This is a genomic window from Lactobacillus sp. ESL0260, assembly GCF_003692935.1.
GTDB lineage: Bacteria > Bacillota > Bacilli > Lactobacillales > Lactobacillaceae > Lactobacillus > Lactobacillus melliventris.
This window is the reverse complement of the sequence record NZ_REHO01000013.1, coordinates 38,367-59,212: the sequence shown is the minus strand read 5'-3', so window position 1 is coordinate 59,212 and position 20,846 is coordinate 38,367. Positions and strand designations below refer to the sequence as shown.

At 37.1% G+C, this 20,846-nt stretch carries 25 protein-coding genes and 1 other annotated feature (1 of these 26 only partly in view); of the genes, 23 read left to right on the top strand and 2 right to left on the bottom strand.

Annotation, left to right across the window (positions count from 1 at the left end):
* The first annotated feature begins 15 nt into the window (after positions 1-15).
* From F5ESL0260_RS06660 to F5ESL0260_RS06645, 4 genes are all read left to right on the top strand, one after another.
* Positions 16-1,494: a UDP-glucose--hexose-1-phosphate uridylyltransferase gene (locus F5ESL0260_RS06660; RefSeq protein WP_122026316.1), complete on the top strand. Its 1,479-nt coding sequence runs from the start codon at positions 16-18 to the stop codon at positions 1,492-1,494.
* Between the two features lie 170 nt (positions 1,495-1,664).
* On the top strand, positions 1,665-2,489 hold the full coding sequence (locus F5ESL0260_RS06655) for a hypothetical protein (protein WP_122026315.1): 825 nt from the start codon (positions 1,665-1,667) through the stop codon (positions 2,487-2,489).
* A 2-nt stretch (positions 2,490-2,491) separates the two neighbouring features.
* Positions 2,492-3,076: a hypothetical protein gene (locus F5ESL0260_RS06650; protein ID WP_122026314.1), complete on the top strand. Its 585-nt coding sequence runs from the start codon at positions 2,492-2,494 to the stop codon at positions 3,074-3,076.
* A gap of 9 nt (positions 3,077-3,085) precedes the next feature.
* Positions 3,086-3,691 carry an ATP-binding cassette domain-containing protein gene (locus F5ESL0260_RS06645; RefSeq protein WP_122026313.1) on the top strand — a complete coding sequence of 202 codons (606 nt, stop codon included), beginning with the start codon at positions 3,086-3,088 and terminating at the stop codon, positions 3,689-3,691.
* Between the two features lie 115 nt (positions 3,692-3,806).
* Here F5ESL0260_RS06645 and pepC read toward each other — a convergent pair whose 3' ends face one another.
* Positions 3,807-5,153: an aminopeptidase C gene (pepC, locus tag F5ESL0260_RS06640; protein WP_122026312.1), complete on the bottom strand. Its 1,347-nt coding sequence runs from the start codon at positions 5,151-5,153 to the stop codon at positions 3,807-3,809.
* A gap of 129 nt (positions 5,154-5,282) precedes the next feature.
* A complete protein-coding gene (locus F5ESL0260_RS06635; RefSeq protein ID WP_122026311.1) occupies positions 5,283-5,597 on the bottom strand; it encodes a hypothetical protein in 315 nt (104 codons plus the stop codon).
* A gap of 119 nt (positions 5,598-5,716) precedes the next feature.
* Here F5ESL0260_RS06635 and F5ESL0260_RS06630 point away from each other — a divergent pair, with 119 nt between their 5' ends.
* The 19 genes from F5ESL0260_RS06630 (at position 5,717) to phoU (ending at position 20,716) form a co-directional block, all read left to right on the top strand.
* Positions 5,717-6,268 (top strand): dUTP diphosphatase, encoded by a 552-nt coding sequence (locus F5ESL0260_RS06630; protein WP_046325293.1) that lies wholly within the window; start codon positions 5,717-5,719, stop codon positions 6,266-6,268.
* Positions 6,269-7,645 (top strand): DNA repair protein RadA, encoded by a 1,377-nt coding sequence (radA, locus tag F5ESL0260_RS06625; protein WP_122026310.1) that lies wholly within the window; start codon positions 6,269-6,271, stop codon positions 7,643-7,645.
* A gap of 74 nt (positions 7,646-7,719) precedes the next feature.
* Positions 7,720-9,219 (top strand): glutamate--tRNA ligase, encoded by a 1,500-nt coding sequence (gene gltX, locus F5ESL0260_RS06620; protein WP_122026309.1) that lies wholly within the window; start codon positions 7,720-7,722, stop codon positions 9,217-9,219.
* A 164-nt stretch (positions 9,220-9,383) separates the two neighbouring features.
* Positions 9,384-10,808, top strand: coding sequence for a cysteine--tRNA ligase (gene cysS / locus F5ESL0260_RS06615; protein WP_122026308.1), 1,425 nt, complete (start codon positions 9,384-9,386; stop codon positions 10,806-10,808).
* Entirely contained in the window at positions 10,801-11,244 is a 444-nt protein-coding gene (locus F5ESL0260_RS06610; RefSeq protein ID WP_110446379.1) for a Mini-ribonuclease 3, read from the top strand. The genes cysS and F5ESL0260_RS06610 overlap by 8 nt, the downstream gene beginning before the upstream one ends.
* Entirely contained in the window at positions 11,231-11,986 is a 756-nt protein-coding gene (gene rlmB / locus F5ESL0260_RS06605) for a 23S rRNA (guanosine(2251)-2'-O)-methyltransferase RlmB (RefSeq protein ID WP_110446378.1), read from the top strand. Before F5ESL0260_RS06610 ends, rlmB begins: the two co-directional genes overlap by 14 nt.
* Positions 11,987-12,196: 210 nt before the next feature.
* Positions 12,197-12,772: a sigma-70 family RNA polymerase sigma factor gene (locus F5ESL0260_RS06600; RefSeq protein ID WP_122026307.1), complete on the top strand. Its 576-nt coding sequence runs from the start codon at positions 12,197-12,199 to the stop codon at positions 12,770-12,772.
* A gap of 72 nt (positions 12,773-12,844) precedes the next feature.
* Complete coding sequence (locus F5ESL0260_RS06595; protein ID WP_110446376.1) at positions 12,845-13,063, top strand: hypothetical protein; 219 nt, start codon at positions 12,845-12,847, stop codon at positions 13,061-13,063.
* A 192-nt stretch (positions 13,064-13,255) separates the two neighbouring features.
* Positions 13,256-13,405: a 50S ribosomal protein L33 gene (rpmG, locus tag F5ESL0260_RS06590; RefSeq protein ID WP_110446375.1), complete on the top strand. Its 150-nt coding sequence runs from the start codon at positions 13,256-13,258 to the stop codon at positions 13,403-13,405.
* 3 nt (positions 13,406-13,408) lie between these two features.
* The gene (gene secE / locus F5ESL0260_RS06585) at positions 13,409-13,579 is read left to right on the top strand and encodes a preprotein translocase subunit SecE (RefSeq protein ID WP_110446374.1); all 171 of its coding nucleotides are present in this window, start codon (positions 13,409-13,411) and stop codon (positions 13,577-13,579) included.
* A gap of 102 nt (positions 13,580-13,681) precedes the next feature.
* Positions 13,682-14,230 (top strand): transcription termination/antitermination protein NusG, encoded by a 549-nt coding sequence (nusG, locus tag F5ESL0260_RS06580; RefSeq protein ID WP_038523578.1) that lies wholly within the window; start codon positions 13,682-13,684, stop codon positions 14,228-14,230.
* A 127-nt stretch (positions 14,231-14,357) separates the two neighbouring features.
* Positions 14,358-14,783, top strand: a complete 426-nt coding sequence (rplK, locus tag F5ESL0260_RS06575) for a 50S ribosomal protein L11 (protein ID WP_046325284.1) — start codon at positions 14,358-14,360, stop codon at positions 14,781-14,783.
* A 70-nt stretch (positions 14,784-14,853) separates the two neighbouring features.
* On the top strand, positions 14,854-15,546 hold the full coding sequence (gene rplA, locus F5ESL0260_RS06570) for a 50S ribosomal protein L1 (protein WP_038523574.1): 693 nt from the start codon (positions 14,854-14,856) through the stop codon (positions 15,544-15,546).
* A gap of 137 nt (positions 15,547-15,683) precedes the next feature.
* A complete protein-coding gene (locus F5ESL0260_RS06565) occupies positions 15,684-16,550 on the top strand; it encodes a phosphate ABC transporter substrate-binding protein (RefSeq protein WP_122026306.1) in 867 nt (288 codons plus the stop codon).
* A 1-nt stretch (position 16,551) separates the two neighbouring features.
* Complete coding sequence (pstC, locus tag F5ESL0260_RS06560) at positions 16,552-17,544, top strand: phosphate ABC transporter permease subunit PstC (protein ID WP_046325282.1); 993 nt, start codon at positions 16,552-16,554, stop codon at positions 17,542-17,544.
* Positions 17,545-17,551: 7 nt separating this feature from the next.
* On the top strand, positions 17,552-18,445 hold the full coding sequence (pstA, locus tag F5ESL0260_RS06555) for a phosphate ABC transporter permease PstA (protein ID WP_046325281.1): 894 nt from the start codon (positions 17,552-17,554) through the stop codon (positions 18,443-18,445).
* Positions 18,446-18,455: 10 nt separating this feature from the next.
* Positions 18,456-19,256, top strand: coding sequence for a phosphate ABC transporter ATP-binding protein PstB (gene pstB, locus F5ESL0260_RS06550; RefSeq protein WP_046325280.1), 801 nt, complete (start codon positions 18,456-18,458; stop codon positions 19,254-19,256).
* 14 nt (positions 19,257-19,270) lie between these two features.
* Entirely contained in the window at positions 19,271-20,026 is a 756-nt protein-coding gene (gene pstB / locus F5ESL0260_RS06545) for a phosphate ABC transporter ATP-binding protein PstB (RefSeq protein ID WP_046325279.1), read from the top strand.
* Between the two features lie 15 nt (positions 20,027-20,041).
* Positions 20,042-20,716, top strand: a complete 675-nt coding sequence (gene phoU / locus F5ESL0260_RS06540) for a phosphate signaling complex protein PhoU (protein ID WP_110446371.1) — start codon at positions 20,042-20,044, stop codon at positions 20,714-20,716.
* Between the two features lie 33 nt (positions 20,717-20,749).
* Positions 20,750-20,846: a sequence feature (ribosomal protein L10 leader region), on the top strand; it runs 27 nt beyond the window's last position.

Below are 20,846 nucleotides of genomic sequence, written 5' to 3'. Positions count from 1 at the left end.
TATTGGAAAGTTGAGATGGATAAAACGAATCTAATTGAAAAATTCATTACGCAAGTTATTGCCCACAGCGATTTTACAGAACTTGATCGTATTTATTTGAGAAATAGAATTTTGGCCCTTGTTGGTGATGAGGCAAGAAAAGCTGCAACTAGTAAGGAAGGTCTACTGGATCTTAAAGACGAGTTGATTCAGGCTGCTCAAAATTCAGGAAAGTGCCCAGCTAATAATTCCGCTAGGGATGTCCTTGATGCACAATTAATGAATTTGATTGTCCCCAGACCAAGCATTGTTAACCACGACTTTTGGCAAACTTATGAGAGCTCACCTCAAAAAGCGATAGCTGATTTTTACCAAATGGGTAAAGATAGTGATTATATTAAAACCAGAGCTATTGCAAAAAATATTTATTTTACAGCTGCAAGTAAATACGGCGATCTAGAAATTACGATTAATCTTTCCAAACCGGAAAAAGATCCTAAAGAAATTGCAGCAGCCAAGAATGCTAAAGTAAAGTCATACCCAAAGTGTCAGTTGTGTATGGAGAATGAGGGCTACCTAGGTCATGTAAATTATCCTGCGCGTACCAATCACCGTATCATTCGCTTTCATTTAGGAGATGAAACTTGGGGTTTTCAATATTCCCCTTATGCGTATTTTAATGAGCACTGCATTTTCTTAGCGCCAAAGCATGAGCCAATGGTAATCAATAAACAAACTTTTGCTAATTTACTGGAAATTGTGGCTAAATTCCCGGGCTATTTTGTTGGTAGCAATGCGGATTTGCCAATCGTAGGCGGCTCAATTTTAGCGCACGAACATTACCAGGGCGGCAAGCATCGCTTTCCGATGGAAAAAGCACCAATTGTTAAAAAACTTAACTTTAAGGGATTTGATGATGTCAAAGCAGGTATTGTCAAGTGGCCTATGTCTGTGATCCGTTTACGCGGTCTGAATAAAAATAGCTTAATCAAATTAGCAAATAAAATTTTAATAAACTGGCGTGATTATAGTGATGAGAAAGTAACAGTTCGGGCATTTACAGACAATACCCCTCACCATACTATTACCCCAATTGCTCGTTTACATGGACAAACTTATGAACTTGATTTAGTTCTAAGGGACAATCAAACTTCAGATAAATATCCTGATGGAATTTTTCATCCCCATGCTGATGTACAACACATTAAAAAGGAAAATATCGGCTTAATTGAAGTAATGGGATTAGCAATTTTTCCGCCGCGTTTGAAGCCTGAGTTGCTTGAGGTAAAAAAGTTTTTGCTTAACCAGCCTAACAGTATTGCACCCATGCATCTTGACTGGGCTAAGGAAATTAGCAGTAAGTATGAAATAACAAATACAAATGTGGATCAAATTTTGCAAAAAGAATTAGGTCTTGTTTTTGCTCGCGTTTTAGAAGACGCAGGAGTTTTCAAACAAACTGCAGAAGGTAAAGCCGCTTTTATGCGTTTTGTTAAGAAAGTAGGTCTATGTTAAGTTTTTAATTTTATTTAAGTAATCATATGAATAAAGGCAACAATAAGAGCATTTTTTAATAGGGAAAAATTAGTTTTTTCTTAACTTTTTTGGCATACTATTTCAGTTTATAATTAATATTATACATGATATAGTATTCAAAGATATATTTGTTAAGAGGACTTCTGCTAATGCTAAAACGAACCCAAAAATTTGTTCTTATTTTTCTAATTATTTATTTTCTTTTGCTTACCTGGCAGTTTTTTATAGCCGCTAAATCTGAAGCAGGATTAATACCATTAAAGGGCAAAGCAGTTGACATTTCTGTTATGCTTTTCTTTTCAATTCAACCGAATGGTTGGAACGAAAATATTATAAATTTAGTTATTTTGTTGGCCTTGGTACCTATCTTTGGAGCTGGTCTCTTAATCTATTTTAAAAATAATAATATGTTTAGCGCTGTCCAGCAAAGAATTGGATATCATGGTTTTATCAAAGCAGGGATTATTCGCTCCTTTATTATTGGGGTAGTATTTTCTTTAATAACTAATCTTTACCAGTTAGCATTAATTAACTTATTTTATTATCCCTTTTTCTTTAAAACCAGACCTATCAAATTATACATTGGTGCAAGACCAGGATATTTTTCTACTAACCAACTAATTGACTTATGTTCGTATGTTATATTATCTGCTATTGGCTGGGGTATTTTTGCTGTTTTAATTTTAAGTATTGGTCTGTTTGTATCAAAAAATAGTATTTATCTAGTTTTGGGCCCGTGTGTAGGGATGGGTTTAACCTTATTGTCATTCATAATATCACTGGGCAATGAATTTTTGCTCTTTCTCTCGTATTTGTGGTTTCCATTTGCTGTACTTGCACCGGGACAGTTTGCGCTAGGTTCTCGCTTGCCACCGATTAATTCATATTTGCTTTTTATAGTAGTGGCATTGGTTTATCTGTCACTTGCTGCTTACTTAATTAAATTGTGGCAGCAGAAAAGAAAGCTGGGCTAATTATGCGCTTAAAAAGAATATCCTGCAGACTTGTTTTAAATGGTTTTATCGTATTTTTGATAGGACTAATGGGAAGCATTATACTTATAAAAACAGGTTCACCGGAAACCATGGAATTGCCAAACGAATACCTCAATTTTCACATGGTATCACTGTATTTGCAACCAGCGGTCTTCTTGCTATTTTATAAGCAGATACTTACTTTTCGTAACATCAACGTGTTTGTGACGGTGCGAAAAAAGAATAAGTCGATGATCATGCACTTAATGGTACTGGCTACAATTTATTGTTTAATTTTTGTATTAGGTCTTTTTGTTCCGTATTTTTTTACTGATTACCCTTTATTTAAATTTGGTAACCCAATTGTAGGCATTGAACTCATACTACTACATGTTCTGGCTTTTTTGCTTCTACTTTGGCTGTTAGTTGGTGGCTATAACTGGCATAGGCCTTATTTATTATTGCTAATGGCGATAATCATAGATTTAATTTATCACTACTATATAGAAAAAAATATTTTAATAAATTATAGTCCCGTGTATGACGAGTTATATCGGGCTATCCATGAAATTTATGGTGGCTTTTAAGGAGAAATAATGTTAGAGCTTAAGCAGATAAAAAAGTCATTTGGTCAGAAGCTGGTTTTAAAAAGCGTATCTTTGACAGCTAAGCCAGGAGAACTAATTCATATTTCAGGTATTAACGGTTCTGGGAAGTCTACCATTTTTAAGATTATTACCGGCTTGTTAAAAGCAGACAGCGGTGAAATTAAGCTGGATGAAAATGATATTGTTGGGGCATTAATTGAAAATCCCAATTTTTTGGAATATGAGTCAGCCATGTCTAACCTTCATTTTCTGGCTAATCTTAACAAGCGCTTTAATGAGAAAGAAGTTAGGGCTTTACTACAGTACTTTATGCTTGATCCTGACGATCCGGAACCCATAGTCAAGTATTCTGTTGGTATGAGGCAAAAGGTGGGCATCATCCAGGCTGTGATGGAAAACCAAAATATTATTTTGCTTGATGAGCCGACACGTGGAATTGATCAAGAGAGCATTGGCTTATTTGTAGCTATGCTTAAAAAATTAAGACAGCAAAATAAAACTATAGTGGTTGCCAGCCATGATCAAATTAATGAGCTTAAATACGATCGTCAATTCGTATTGAAGAAGGGAATACTGCGAGAAAAGCAAAAATAGCTTTAAGTACTTATTCAAAGCGTATAAAAAAGCATTGGGAAAACTTCAAGGTGATATAACCACCAAATTTCTCAATGCTTTTTAATATTTAACTTTTTGAACGGAAATAATAACTTTATTTAAAAGCCAAAGCGCCCATTGGGTCCCATGGCAGTAATTGAATCGGGTCCTTAGCTCCTTCATCAAAGGCTTTCTTTAGCTCATCTGGTAAGAATTTCTTGTTAATAACGGCTTGGTAAACAAAATCATCAAACCAAGAATCACTCATGACGAAGTAGCCTTTAAAGCCAGGTTTTTCTCCCCAGGAATTTTCAATCTTCCATTTAGTAGGCTTGTCATTGACTAAGTCAACGCCGGTGATAACCATGGCATGATCCATCATACTTTCACTTGAATCAAGCTTGTCTGCCTTTGACATTGAAAAGTCAACGTCAAATAGTTCATCACGCTTATAAATGTTAGTATCAAGCAAGCCCAGTTGTCTTTCTGAATCCTTACCAACATTTGAACCAAACCAAACAACTTCTCCGGCTTTTAGTTGTTTAATAATCAAGTCTTTCATTTCAGAAATCTTAACGTTAAGGTGGCGTACTTGTCTACCGCCAACAACATTACCCAAGTACTCAACTGAAAAGACTTTGTGATATGGTTTATCATCAGTAGGAGAGTTAATGATTGAAACATGATCTTCCAAGTTCATGCCCACAAATTTATCAAAGAATTCTTTAGGAGTGATACCAGCTTCACGGTGGTAATTACCATCATCATCTTTATATTCAAAGTCAAATTTCTTTGGTGGTACGCCTAATGAAATAGCTAAAATGCGGAAAACATCATTTAACAATTCGTTTTTGCGTTGCTCAATTTCGTCTTCTGACTTACCTGCATTGACCAAATCGCGTAATTCTAAGCCGTCTTTACGCAAAAGAGTATTTAAAGTATCATTTAAAGCTCCAGAATTTTTCGAATTGGCAGTTTCTGGGTAAACAGACTTGGGTACAATACCATACTTTTCAACTAATCCACATAACATGTCCCATTGACCACCATCTTGTTGGGGAGTTGCGAATAGGAAGCTAACTTTACGGTCACCGAGTGGCTTTTTAGCTGACGCAATTACATTTTCGAAGAAGAAGTTTGATTTTTCAAATTTGTCCCAGAAGTTAGTGTAATTTTGAGATAATTCAAAATCCTTAATCTTATATTCTTTTTGCAATGGGTGACGCATAGTATTTAATGCAGAAAACATCCAGCAGCGACCAGACTGCTTTTGATCAGCAGGTTTACCGGTATCAATCTCTACGGAAAAAGTAGGTGTTAAATCAATTTTTGATTGCAAATTTTGACTTGCCTTAAAAATGCCGTTTTCTTGAGCAGCATGACTGGCAATATTAATTCCAGCATGATTTGATAAGTCTTTTGTAAATTTATCAATGGCTGCACTTGTAATTTCTTTTGTCATTTATATTAAAATCCTCCTTAAACAAACTAATACTATTTTAGCCTAACTAAATAAAGTAGTCTATCTTTGAAAATTTAATTATTGTTAAAAATATATTTGCTTTTGCTTTATCTATTTAATCTGCAAAGTTTATATATTTTTGTTTGCTGGATTTGGCTTGTGATACCAGATCGAATGAAATTCTGAATGCCTCTCGAAGTATTTAATAACTAAAGGATCAAGTGGCCAAACAGGTAAGTGAGATTCTTGAGCAATAAACATTACTGTTGCCATTTGTTCGTGTAAAATCTTGTCACTATCTATTTTGGGGTTGATAAAGAAATGGTTCATTATCCAGACAGTAGCGTCTTTGCGCTTAATTTTATCCATGGTCCAGCTACAAATAGTTTCGCCATTATCATCATCTTCGCGAAAGTACTGGTGGGGGTTATCTAAGTTAAACATTTACTTTTCCTTCACACTTTAATATTTTAGCTAATTTTATCAAACTAATTATATAAGATTTTAAAACACAGCAGTAAATTAATGTAAAATAGTGTTTAAAGATTTTTAAAGGAGATAACATGGAGAAAATTCGGGGCTTTGAAATTGTATCTAAATATAAAAATAAAAATGTGGCGTTACCTAGAAGACAAACAATTGCCAGCGCAGGCTATGATTTAGCAGCAGCAAAAGACGTTTTAATTCCCAGTATTTGGCGACTTAATTTTGTGCGTATTTTTCGGTTAATTCGCAATGGTCATCAGCTATACGAACAAGACTATGAAATGGCCGAACATGTACTCAAGCCGTTTTTAATTCCGACAGGTGTAAAGGCTTATATGCCTGAAGATGAAGTGTTAATATTGGCTAACCGCTCTTCAAATACTTTTAAAAAAAATCTTTCTTTGCCAAATGGCGTGGGCGTCATTGATGCGGATTATTACAATAATGATGACAATGAAGGTGAAATTTTCGTGCAGTTAATTAATTATGGTGTCAGACCAATTCAGATTCACAAGGGGGATCGAATTGGTCAGGGGATTTTTGTACATTATTTAAAAACCGATAATGATCTGCCTATTGACAGGCAAAGGTTAAGCGGTTTTGGCTCAACTAATAAGAAGGAAAGCTAAATGGCAAAACTTAAAACAAAGTATAAATGTCGTTCTTGTGGCTATATTTCTGCCAGCTATTTAGGCCGCTGTCCTAATTGCGGTGCATGGAATCAGTTTGAAAAGGAAACTGAAGCGGTGCAAAATCGCTCAACTAAAGGCAGCCCTAGTCGCTTGATTAAGAAAACCGGAATAAGTGAACCGGTTAAGTTGGAAAATGTTAAGGCTGAAAAAGAAGAACGCATTCAGACTAGTATGGAAGAATTGAACAGGGTTCTAGGTGGGGGCATTGTTCCAGGCTCCTTAGTCTTAATTGGTGGTGATCCAGGAATTGGCAAATCAACTTTAATGTTGCAAATCATGAGCGAACTAGCTGGTAAATATAAAGTATTGTACGTTTCCGGTGAAGAATCAGCTAATCAAATCAAGTTAAGAGCAGATCGCTTGGGACTGCCGGCTAATGATATGATGCTTTATCCAGAAACTGATATGGAAGATATTCGCCAGCAAATTGCCGATTTAGCACCTGACTTTGTTGTCATTGACTCAATTCAAACTATGAATGAACCTAGCTTAGACTCAATGACGGGTTCAGCATCACAAGTAAGGGAAGTTACAAGTGAGTTAATGAAAATAGCCAAAATGGATGCTATTACCGTTTTTGTTATCGGCCATGTTACAAAGGAAGGGGCAATTGCCGGCCCTAAAATTTTGGAGCACATGGTTGACACTGTTCTTTATTTTGAAGGTGATGAACACCATGCCTACCGTATTTTGCATTCCGTTAAAAACAGATTTGGCGCAGCTAATGAAATCGGCATGTTTGAAATGGTTAATAATGGTTTAAAAGAAGTTACTAACCCGTCTGCTATTTTTTTGGATGAGCGTTTACCGAAGTCAACCGGGTCTGCTATAGTCGTTTCACTCGAAGGGACTCGTCCTATTTTGGCAGAGATTCAGGCATTAGTTACACCCACTGCTTTTGGCTATGCTAAAAGAACTACATCTGGTATTGATTATAACCGCGCTGGACTGCTGTTAGCAGTTTTGGAAAAACGGGGCAACTTAATGTTGCAAAATCAGGATGTCTATTTAACAGCTACCGGTGGAATACGCCTTAACGAACCCGCTGTTGATTTAGCCGTTGTCATGGCAATAGCGTCAAGCTATAAAAATCAGGAAATTTTGCCCACAGATTGTTTTGTAGGCGAAGTCGGTTTAACTGGTGAAGTAAGGCGAGTTAATCAAATAGATGCGCGAATTAAGGAAGCAGCTAAAACTGGGTTTAAGCGTATTTTTATTCCCAAACATAATATGCATACCAGCCTGAAAAACGCCGATATTGAAATTATTCCGGTTTCAAGTATTCCGCAAGCATTAAAACTGGTTTTAGGCTAACGAATATTGAACTTTTTGACTATTACGGGTAAACTTAAATTGTTTATATTTACTTTTTGAAAGAGGCATGAATTTTGGCTAAACAAAAAATTCGGGTAAGATATGCCCCAAGTCCAACGGGGCATTTACATATTGGTAATGCACGGACTGCGCTATTTAATTACTTATTCGCGCGGCATAATAAGGGAACTTTTGTTTTAAGAATTGAGGATACGGACCAGAAGCGTAATGTTGCAGGCGGCTCAGAGTCGCAGATGGAAAACCTGCACTGGCTCGGCATCGATTGGGATGAAGGTCCTGATAAAGGTGGCGCTTATGGCCCATACCGTCAATCTGAGCGTAAGGATATTTACAATAAATATATCAAACAGCTGATTGATGAGGGCAAAGCTTATTATTCTTATAAAACTGAAGAAGAATTAGAAGAGCAGCGTGAAGAACAGCGGGCAATGGGAATTGCTCCCCACTATACCTACGAATATGAAGGCATGACAGCTGCTGAAATTGCTCAAAAGCAAGAAGAAGCAGAGAAGAAGGGCTTAAAGCCGGTTGTTCGTATCCACATTCCTGAAATGGAAACATATTCTTGGGATGATATTGTTAAGGGACATCTAAGTTTCGAATCTGATACCATTGGTGGCGATTTTGTTATTCAAAAGCGCGATGGTATGCCAACTTATAACTTTGCTGTTGTTATTGATGATCACCTGATGGAAATCACTCATGTTTTGCGTGGAGATGATCACGTTTCAAACACACCAAAACAATTAGCGGTTTATGAGGCATTAGGCTGGCAGCCGCCAAAGTTTGGTCATATGACTTTGATTATTAATTCTGAAACAGGTAAGAAACTTTCTAAGCGTGATGAATCTGTTTTACAATTCATTGAACAATATAGAGATTTAGGTTATTTGCCTGATGCAATGTTTAACTTTATTACTTTATTGGGCTGGTCTCCTGTGGGCGAGAGTGAAATTTTCAGTCAACGAGAATTAATTAAGCAATTTGATCCTGCGCGTTTGTCAAATTCTCCTGCTGCTTTTGACCAGAAAAAACTGGAATGGATTAACAACCAGTATATTAAGAAAGCTGACCGGGACACTCTTTTGGATTTGGCGCTTAACAACTTGCAGGAAGCTGGTTTGGTGGAAAAAGATCCCAATCCGGAAAAGATGGAATGGGTAAGGCAATTGGTTAATATTTATTCTGTCCAAATGTCTTATACAAAACAAATTGTGGATTTGGCTAAGATTTTCTTCAACGCACCTAAAGATTTAAGTGAAAAAGAAATTGCAGAAATTCGTCAAGATGATGCTAGACCAGTAGTTGAGGAATTTAAGAAGCAAATTGATTTGATTCCCCGTTTTACTGCACCGCAAATTATGAATGCGGTTCAGGCAACTCGTCAAGCAACTGGGATTAAGGGCAGACGCTTGTTTATGCCAATTCGAATTGCTACTACCAGGTCAATGGTAGGACCAGGAATTGGCGAAGCGATGGAGCTCTTAGGCAAAAAACGCGTGTTAGAGCATCTGGACTTAACATTAAAACAAATGAGTGAAAATGGCTTGTAAATAAAAGCAGCGTATTATTCCGATATTGAATGAGTAATACGCTGTTTTAGTGTACATTTGAAAGAAACTTGGCTACGTTAAGATTAAATCTTTTGCTTATTAGGATTTGTCAGGGTTTCTGGTAAAATGAAAATATAAGATTTTAGAAAGGCAAGTCAGCCGCTGTGAAAATTTATAATACTTTAACAAATACAAAGGAAGAATTTAAGCCGATAGTCCCCGGACAAGTGACAATGTATGTGTGTGGACCAACGGTATATAATTACATTCATATTGGTAATGCCAGAAGCGTCATTGCTTTTGACACAATCAGACGTTATTTAGAATTTCGTGGGTTCAAGGTTAACTATGTGTCCAATTTTACAGATGTAGATGACAAGATGATTGCTGAAGCTCAAACTGAACATCTGACTGTCCCTGATTTGGCTGCAAGATATATTAAAGCTTACCTAGCAGATATTGCTGCTTTAAATGTTGAGCCTGCTACTAAAAATCCTCGTGCTACGCATGAAATCACTGCGATTATCAAATTTATCCAAAAACTAATTGATAAAGGATATGCCTATGAATCAGACGGGGATGTCTATTATCATGCCCGGAAATTTAAGCACTATGGTCAACTTAGCAGTCAAAACATTTCCGAACTTGAAGAAGGGGCTTCTAAGCATATTAATGCTGCAGAACAAGAGCGAAAAAAAGACCCGATTGATTTTGCCTTATGGAAAAAGCAAAAAAATTCAGCGGAAATAGCTTGGAAATCGCCTTGGGGAATGGGCCGTCCTGGCTGGCACATAGAATGTTCAGTTATGGCTATTAAATATTTGGGAGAAACCATTGATATTCATGGTGGGGGCCAAGACCTGGAATTTCCTCATCACGAAAATGAAATTGCACAAAGTGAAGCTGTAACAGGAAAAACCTTTGTTCATTACTGGATGCACAATGGTTTTGTGACAGTTGGATCGGATGCAGAAAAAATGTCCAAGTCGCTGCACAATTTCGTGACTGTCAATGATTTACTACAAGAAGTGGATCCACAAGTATTGCGCTTCTTTATGGCAAGCGTTCAATATCGCAGACAAATTAACTATTCCGCGGAAAATCTAAAGCAGGCGCAAATTATTTTACAGCGGTTCAAAAATACATTTAATAACCTGGAATACCGACTAAAAGATGAATCAGTTAGTGAAAAGTCAGAATCTCTAGCCGTTAAAATTAAAGACACTGAACAAAAATTTATCACAGCTATGGACGATGACTTTAATGTGCAGAATGCTTTAACCGCCATTTATGATTTATTACCAGAAATTAATGCTAATATTAATGCAAAAAATGCTGATAAAGATGCTCTTAAAAAAGCAGCTAAGCTTTTAACAAGCTGGCTGGCTGTTTTTGGAATAGACAGACAGCGCTTAATTACCGCTGAAAATCAAAATGATGATGAGCAAGTTCAGCGATTAATAAAAAAACGTGAAGAAGCCCGGAAGAATAGAGATTGGGCACAAAGTGATGCACTGCGTGATGAATTAAAGCAAATGGGTATTACTGTTGAAGATACACCGCAAGGAACAAGGTGGCTACGTGAGTAAAACTAAAATAATGATAGAAAATGATGTTAATCCAGAGACCTTAAATGGGCAAACTTTAGCTTATCTTGGGGATGCTGTTTATGAGATATTTATTAGGCGTCACCTCATTAAATGCGGCATTGTTAAACCCCAGTCTTTGCAAAGACGGGCAACCCATTACGTTTCGGCTAAGGCACAGGCAGCATTAATTACCAAACTGCAAGAAGATAATCTGCTGACAAAAGATGAAATTGCAACTTTTCATCGCGGAAGAAATTCAAAAACTTATACGAAAGCTAAAAACACCAGTTTAGCCACCTACCAATTATCTACAGGTTTTGAAGCAGTTTGGGGCTACTTGGAACTTTTAAACAAAAAAAATCGTATTCAAGAATTAACTGAGTGGTGTATTAAAACTATTGAGAATGGGGGCATTGAGAAGTATGACTTTAAGTGACAAGGATTTTGTCTATGGCCGGCATGCTGGGCTGGATTATTTAAGAACACAAGATGCTGATCACATTAACAAAATTTTTTTGCAACAAGGAATAAAAGAAAACTTTGCTAATGAGGTTTATGCCCTGGCTAAGCAAAAGGGCTTAATTATACAAACTGTTCCTAAAAGTAAATTGGATAAGTTAGTTCAGGGTGAGAATCATCAAGGACTAGTTTTAACAGTTGCGAGTTTCGAATATGCTGATTTGGAACAATTATTAGAGCAATTTGCAAATACCAAAGAGGATCCATTTTTATTAATGCTTGATTCAATTGAAGATCCGCACAATTTAGGCTCTATTTTAAGAACTGCTGATGCAACTGGCGTTGATGCAATTATCATTCCTAAAAGAAGAGCTACTGGTTTAACTTCTGTGGTCGCCAAAACTTCAACTGGTGCGATTGACTATGTGCCGGTAGCACGGGTAAACAATCTTGTGCAAACTGCAAAGATGCTTAAAAAGCGAGGCTATTGGCTTTTTGGTACTGATATGCAAGGTACAGATTATCGTCAATGGAATAGTAATGGTAAAACAGTTTTGGTAATCGGCAATGAAGGCAAAGGAATATCACGACTGCTTAAAGAGCAGATGGATCAGATGTTGACTTTACCCATGGTCGGTCACGTACAATCACTTAATGCCAGCGTCGCCACAGGTGTTTTGCTTTATCAGATGCTTAATAGTAGAAATCCACTCCCATAATTTCGTAACACTTTGGTTTAACCAGAGTGTTTTTTTTATTGCAAAATTCTAAAAAACTTTTTTAAGTTTAATGCAGCTTTAACAAATTTAACTTTTTGTCATGGCTAAGTTAACACAAAAAAATAGTTGCTGAATTTGAACCTAAGTTCGATTTTTAGGATATTTTGGTTGTTGTATTCTTCAGAAAAATTTACCAAAAGGAGAAATTAAATGAAGGATACCGAAAAAGCAATTAAAAGTGAGGCGGAATTAATTCGACAAATTAAAGAAGGGGATGATGCGGCGCTAATAAATTTATGCCAGCTTTATAAACCTTTGATTAATAAAATTAAGAGTATGTATCATGTTCGCTACTATGATAATCAGGATTGGGAGCAGGATGCGATGATTATTTGTCATGAATCGGCGATTGGTTTTGATTTAAATAAAGGAAAATTCAGCAGCTATTATAAGACCAGGCTTACTAACCATGCTCGATCTTTGGTTAGGTATGACAATGCTTATCGCAGACAGGCGTTGAAACAATCAATTTCTTTAGAAACGGCAAAGAAAAATCATATTTTGCCCCTAAATAAGTCTTTTGCCTCCATACCAGAAATACCTTTAAGTGAAAATATTGCAATTTTAACCGCAAGATTATCTGATTTGGAAATTAATGCGCTGCTAGTGGGATTAGGCATTAAGGACCAAGAAGATGTAATCAACAATTTAAAGATCAGCCAGCTAACTTTAGCGAGAGCGCGTTCGCGCCTTGTCCAAAAAATGCGCCAAACATTGCTCAGTTAGTATTTTTATAGTATACATTTAGAAAATGCGGTATAATTTTACTTGTAGAATAATTTTTAGGAGGTAGTTAAGATGGCAGAAGATGTTATGAAGACTGCATTGTTAGATCGTCACATGAAAGAAGTTTTTGACTGGAGTGATTCAGATCTTCCAGTTAGAGATGCTCTTTGGGATTATTTTATGGAAAAGAATGGTAAAGATACCATTAAGACTGAGGAAGCTATGCTCCCATTCCTAAAAGATACTGACGATAAAATCGAATCCTTCGTAAACGAAAATCTTAAGAAGTAAATCCGACTAATACAATGTTCTACGCACAGTGGTCACGCAATTGTTTGGCCACTATAAAGCAGCTGCTTGAAGAAGCAACTGCTTTTATTATATTTTTTAAAATTTGAACTTAACCAAGTTTATAGGTAATTATTAAATTAATTGCTTAAGCAATTAATTTTTGCTAAAATACAATAGTTTGGAAGTGAGATTATGGCAGTGAAAAAAGCATCTTTGGCCTGCAGTATTTGCGGCTCTCGTAATTACTCAATCACCGCAAGTAAAAATCGCACTCAGCGGCTTGAATTGAAAAAGTTTTGTAAGCATTGCGGTAAAATGACTATACATAAGGAAACGAGGTAAGTTATGGTTAAATTTTTTAAAAGTGTAGTTGAAGAAATGCGTTTGGTTACTTGGCCAACTGCTAAACAAAATCGTCATGACACAGCAATCGTAATTGTTTCCTCAATTTTGTTTGCAGCATATTTAGGTTTGCTTGATTTATTGCTAACCAATATTACTCAAATTGTTATGTAATAGCACAGTTTCTCTGTTTGTGGTACAATGAAATGAGTTATAAAAGTCCTCTGACGCAAGAGGCTTTTTTGTTTGCCAAAAATAAAAGGAGAATTTCTAATAATGGTAGAAACAACTAAGAAGCAGTGGTATGTACTTCATACTTACTCAGGATATGAAGATAAAGTTAAATCGGATCTATTATCACGTGCACAAAGTATGGGAATGCAAGATTATATCTTTCGCGTTATGGTTCCTGAGCAAGAAAAAATTGAAAAAGTAAATAATAAGAAAAAAGAAGTAGAAGAAAAAATCTTTCCGGGCTATGTTCTGGTGGAGATGGTAATGACGGATGAAAGCTGGTTTGTTGTCCGTAATACACCAAATGTTACCGGCTTTGTAGGCTCACATGGTGGTGGCTCGAAACCATCTCCTCTTTTAGAAGAAGAAGTAAACAGACTTTTACGCCAGCAAGGTGAACCGGCTAAAAGACCACAAATTGACTTTGAAGTTGGGGAAACTGTTACTATTATTGATGGCGCTTTTAATGGTGTTGAAGGCAAGATTACGGAAATTCAGCCGGATAAATATAAGTTGTTTGTTTCGGTTGACATGTTTGGCCGTGCTACTACCACTGAGCTTGACTATGATCAAGTGAAGAAGATTAGTTAATAAATAGGTCAATTATTGCAAAATTGCTAAATTGATGATAATATATTAAAGTACTTTTATTATTGTGGGAGGAAAAGTAGGTAACTTTTCCATTTTAACCACGCACGGAATCAAGGAGGTTTTGACCGTGGCAAAGAAAGTTGTAAATGTTGTTAAATTACAAATTCCAGCTGGTGCTGCAACACCCGCTCCACCAGTTGGTCCAGCTTTAGGTCAAGCAGGTATTAACATTGTTGGTTTTACTAAGGACTTCAATGCTAGAACTGCTGACCAAAAAGGCATGATAATTCCTGTAGTCATCACAGTCTACGAAGATCGTTCATTCGATTTCGTAACTAAGACTCCACCAGCTCCAGTTCTTTTGAAACAAGCTGCTAAGATCGACAAGGCATCTGGTGAACCTAATACCAAGAAAGTTGGTAAGGTTACCAAGGATCAAGTTAAGGAAATTGCTGAAACAAAGATGAAGGACCTTAACGCTGCTGATGTCGAAGCTGCTATGCGGATGATCGAAGGCACTGCTAGAAGCATGGGTATCGAAGTCGAAGACTAATCCTGTTATTTATAACAATTTAGGTGGGAGAGTTTAAACTCGCTTGACCACATATTAAGGAGGAAATCACATGCCAAAGCATGGTAAAAAATATTTAGAAGCTGCTAAAAAAGTAGATTCAAAGAAATTGTATTCAGTTGCTGAAGCGATTAAGTTAGTTAAAGAAACTTCATACGCTGGCTTTGATGCATCAGTTGAGGTTTCATACAATTTAAGCGTTGACCCTAAACAGGCTGACCAACAAATTCGTGGTTCACTGGTATTGCCTAACGGTACTGGTAAGACCCAAAAAGTGATTGTATTTGCCGATGGTCCTCAAGCTGAACAAGCTAAGGCAGCTGGTGCTGACGAAGTTGGTTCTGACGATCTGGTTGAAAAAGTACAAAATGGTTACTTAGACTTTGATGTTGTTGTTGCTACACCAACAATGATGGCTAAAGTTGGTCGCTTAGGTCGTATTTTAGGACCTAAAGGCTTGATGCCAAACCCTAAGACCGGTACTGTAACAATGGATATTGAAAAAGCCGTTAAGAACGTTAAGGCTGGTCAGGTTGAATACCGTGTTGACCGTCAAGCTGCTATTCATGCTGCTATCGGAAAAGTTTCATTTACTGATGAACAGTTAATTGAAAACTTTGATGCTTTACGTGACGTTATTTTACGTGCACGTCCATCAGCAGCTAAGGGTCAATACATTAAGAGCGTAGCTGTGGCTGCAACCTTTGGCCCTGGAATTAAACTTGATCCATTAAATTTGGACTAAAACAAAATAGTTAACTAAAGCAACTTTGCTATCTTGGCAAGTTGCTTTTTTTCTCTTTGCAAGTATTTATGATTGGTCTATGGTGAAAGTTTTGATAAACTAAAGCTGAATTTATTTGTCTAATTGAGGGAATTATTATGAAAAAAAGTAATTTGGGTGTACTGCTAGCATTAATCTTGTTTATACCCCTTTTTTTAACTGGCTGCAGTCAAAACCGGGAAAAAATTACTATAGTTGGCTCCAGTGCCTTACAACCTTTAATAGAACAAGCAGGTAATGATTATCACCTGGCCCATATGAGCAGCAATATTGTGGTTCAGGGCGGAGGTTCCGGTACCGGTTTAAGTCAAGTGCAGGCCGGAGCTGTTGAAGTTGGTACTTCAGATGTTTATGCGGAAACACAAAAAGGTATTGATGCCAAAAAACTGGAAGATTATCCAGTCGCTGTAGTTGGCATTGTTCCGATTGCTAATAAAGGCGTTGGGGTTAAAAATTTATCACCGAAACAGCTTTCTGATATTTTTACCGGCAAAATTACAAACTGGCGTCAAGTAGGTGGCAAAAATCAGTCAATCATTGTGATTAATCGTTCACGTGGTAGTGGTACAAGATCTACATTTGAAGATTTAATATTACAAGGAAAAGACGCGGTAAATTCTCAAGAGCAAGATTCTAACGGTACGGTTAAAAAGATTGTTAATTCAACGCCTGGTACTATTTCTTATATTTCTTTTCCCTACGCTAATGACCAAAATATTCAAAAAATAAGTATAAATCATGTTCAGCCCGAAAATAAAAATATTCCTACGAATAAGTGGCCGCTTTGGTCCTATGAGCATATGTACACAAAAGGCCAGCCTAATAAGGCAACGGCTGCTTTTATCAAATATGTATTAAGCGAAAAAGTACAAAAAGATTTGGTTCCCAAAATTGGCTATATCAGTGTTCACGAAATGAAAGTAACACGCAATAGTCAAAATAAGGTTACAAAGATAGGTAAATAAAATGGCAAAAAAAGAACAAGACTTACAGCAAGTTGTTGAGAACGCAATTGCCGAACAAAAAGTACCTCACGTTAAGTTTAAAGGTATTGATCCAAAAAATATTGATGTTGATCGTCTGACTAAGCCATCGAAAGAAACACGACAAGAGTGGTGGGGCCGAGGACTAACATTTTTAGCAATTATCTTAATTGGCATACTGATAATTGCAATTATTGGCTTTGTTGGAATGCATGGTTTGGCTACTTTCATTGATAACAAAGTAAATATCTTCCATTTTCTGTTTTCTACTGACTGGAATCCCGGTGCTGGTAAGAACCACGTTGGAGCAGCAGCAATGATTGTAACTTCGTTTGCAGTAACTCTACTTGCAGCGCTAATTGCGACACCTTTTTCCATTGCCGTAGCACTATTTATGACTGAATATGAATCAGGCAAAAGGGTGCAACTATTGCAATCGGTAATGGAGTTATTAGTAGGAATACCATCCGTAGTTTACGGCTTTATTGGTTTAATGGTAGTGGTTCCGGCTGTCAGAACTATTTTTGGCGGAACAGGTTTTGGTATTTTAACAGCAACATTAATACTTTTTGTAATGGTTTTGCCGACAATTACTTCTCTAACTGTTGATGCGTTTAAAGCGATTCCTAAGGATTTGCGTAAATCTTCCTCTGCATTGGGCGCGACAAAATGGCAGACTATATATCACGTTGTTTTAAGGGCTGCGCGTTCCCGTATTATGACAGCTATTATCTTTGGTATGGCTCGTGCTTTTGGGGAGGCCTTGGCTGTTCAAATGGCAATTGGAAATGCGGTCCTAATGCCTTATAACTTGGTAAGTCCGGCAGCTACTTTGACAAGTCAATTGACTAGTCAAATGGGTAATACTGTTATGGGGACTTTACCTAATAATGCGTTATGGTCATTGGCACTTTTACTGTTAATTATGTCATTGGTGTTCAATTTCTTAGTACATTTAATTGGAAAGAAGAGTTAGTAGTATTATGAATGCAAAAAAAACAAATCGAATTGCTACTGGCGTAATTTACTTTTTAGTGGGAATTGTTATATTGCTTTTGGTGGGAATTTTAGGTAATATTTTGGTTTCCGGAATCCCACACTTATCTTGGCATTTCTTAAGTTCAGCTTCCTCATCCTTTGAAGCAGGCGGCGGAATTAGGGACCAACTGTTTAATTCTCTCTACCTTTTACTTTTAACTTTGATTATTTCCCTGCCAATCGCTCTGGGAGCTGCTATTTATTTAGCTGAATACGCCCCAGACAACTGGTTTACGCAATTGATTAGAACTACTATCGAAATTTTGAGTTCATTACCATCAATTGTTGTCGGTCTTTTTGGCTATCTGCTGTTTGTAGTTCAATTTGGCTTGGGCTTTTCCATCCTTGCTGGTGCTTTAGCACTAACTTTTTTTAATTTACCTACTTTGACCAGTAATATCGAAGAAGCAATTAAAGGAGTTCCTCAGACGCAAAGAGAAGCCGGCTGGGCTTTGGGGCTATCAAATTGGAAAACTATTCACGGTATTGTTTTACCAGCTGCTCTTCCTGGAATAATTACTGGCGTGATTTTGAGCGCCGGAAGAGTCTTTGGTGAAGCTGCTGCTTTAATTTACACAGCCGGGCAGAGCGGCTCTACCGTAGATTATTCAAACTGGAATATGTTTAGTCCTACTAGTTTTTTAAATATTATGCGTCCCGCTGAGACATTAGCTGTACACATTTGGAAAGTAAATACTGAAGGTATTATTCCTGATGTTAACGTGGTGTCTGCTGCGACTTCAGCGCTGTTAGTAATTGTGGTTATCATCTTTAACTTTGGTGCACGTGCACTTGGCAACTGGATCTATAAACGGCTAACCGCTGCCAAGATAAAGTAGGAGGGTTCTTATGGAAAATTGGCAAAATCAAAAAAGCTACATTAAGACCTTTGCTGAGGATGAGTGTGCAATATCAACGAAAAATTTGAGTGTTTTCTATGGTGGTACTGTCCAGAAGTTGTTTGATGTCAGCTTGGGCTTTAAGAAAAATACAATTACTGCTTTAATTGGTGCTTCTGGATCAGGAAAATCAACTTTCTTGCGCTCACTTAATCGTATGAATGATCGGGTAGCCCGGGTTGATGGCAGCATTATGTTTCATAATCTTGATGTTAACCAAAGTAAAATTAATGTCTATGAATTGCGTAAAGCAATCGGTATGGTTTTTCAAAAACCAAATCCTTTTCCTAAATCGATTAGAGAAAACATCACTTACGCTTTGAAAGCTAACGGTCAACAGAACAAAAAGAAACTAGATCAGATAGTTGAGGAAAGTCTTAGAGCTGCAGCTTTGTGGGATGAAGTCAAAGATAAGCTAGATCAGAGTGCTCTAGCTCTTTCTGGGGGTCAGCAGCAAAGACTGTGCATTGCGCGAGCCATTGCATTAAAACCAGAAATTTTACTTCTAGATGAACCAGCCAGCGCTTTGGATCCGGTATCTACTGCCAAGCTTGAAGATACGCTGAAGCAACTACGCAAAAAATATACCATGGTTATGGTAACCCACAATATGCAGCAGGCTTCAAGAATTAGTGAGTATACAGCATTCTTTCATCTAGGACATGCGTTAGAATATGATACTACAACCAATATTTTTACTAATCCTCAAGGTGAAATCACTGAAAAGTACATTCAAGGAAGTTTTGGATAAAGGTGGCGTTATTAATGACAAATGTAATGGAGGCAAAAAATGTTAAACTTAAATACGGCAATTTTGAAGCCTTACATGGAATTAGTTTAGCATTTCCTGCACAAAAATTGACCGCCTTGATCGGGCCTTCTGGTTGTGGCAAATCAACCTTCTTGCGTTGCCTAAATCGCATGAATGACGATATTGATGATATTAAAATTACCGGTGAAATTTTGTTAGAAGGTAAAGATATCTATCATTCTCATATCGACTTAGTTGCTTTACGTAAGAAAGTGGGTATGGTATTCCAGCAACCAACGCCGTTTCCGTTTTCAGTTTTTGATAACGTCGCTTATGGTTTGCGTATAGCAGGGGTTAAAGATAAGGAACTGATTGAGCAGAGAGTTGAAGAAAGTTTAAAGCAAGCTGCAATTTGGAACGAAACAAAAGATAGCCTGCAGCGCAATGCCCTTGCTTTTTCAGGTGGACAACAACAACGTATCTGCATAGCCCGGGCGCTGGCAATTAGGCCGGAAGTGGTTTTGCTTGATGAACCAACTTCTGCTTTAGACCCAATATCAAGTTCTGAAATTGAAGAAACGTTAATGGCACTAAAGCAAAAATATACTTTCATCATGGTGACACACAACTTGCAACAAGCGAGTCGGGTTTCAGATCAGGTAGCTTTTCTGATGAATGGTGAGTTGATCGAATCTGGTTCGACACAGGAAATGTTCTTGTCACCTAAGAAAGAAATGACAAACAATTATCTTAATGGCCGTTTTGGCTAAATTTGGAGGTGGATTATGCACGAAATATTTTTAGACGAATTGAAGAAATTGAATGCTCGGTTTATGGAGATGGGCGTTTTAGTTAATGACCTGATCGATAGAGGTACGCGTTCTTTCGTCGAACATGATAAAAAAGCAGCGCAACAAATGATTGCGGAAGATAAGGAAGTTGCCAAAGAGGCTGTTAAAATAGAAAAGAAGGCTTTGGAATTAATGGCTTTACAGCAGCCCGTTGCGACTGACTTCCGAGTTGTTATCAGCATTTTAAAAGCTACAACAGACCTAGAAAGAATAGGAGAAAATGCTAATAGCATTGCTATTGAAACTGTCAGAGTTAAAGGTAATCCACGTCTGCCAGATGTTGAAAAAGTAATTTCCAACATGACACATCAGGTGCGGGAAATGCTGGTACAAGTATTAACGGCTTATGTTCAGGAAAATGAAAAAGATGCCAGACAAATGGTACTTGGTCATGCCAAAGTTTATAAGGATTATAAAAACGCCAGACAAATGATTATAGACGGAGTTGAACAAGAACCTGATGCTGCAGTGGCTTCTGCCAGCTATTTTGTCATTATTAGATTACTTGAAAGAATTAGCGATCACATTGTGAATTTAGCAAGTTGGGTAATTTATAAAACTTCGGGTGAATTATTCGAATTAATTAAGCCTGATCCGCAAGAAAAATAATTAACTTGCATTTAGAATATAATCCTGTTATATTTAATAAAGTAAATTCTACCTAAGACTCGGGTGGCATGACGCCTTAATTTCCCGCCGAGGCCAGAAGATAATGAAGAGTTTGAAGCTCCATGTCTTT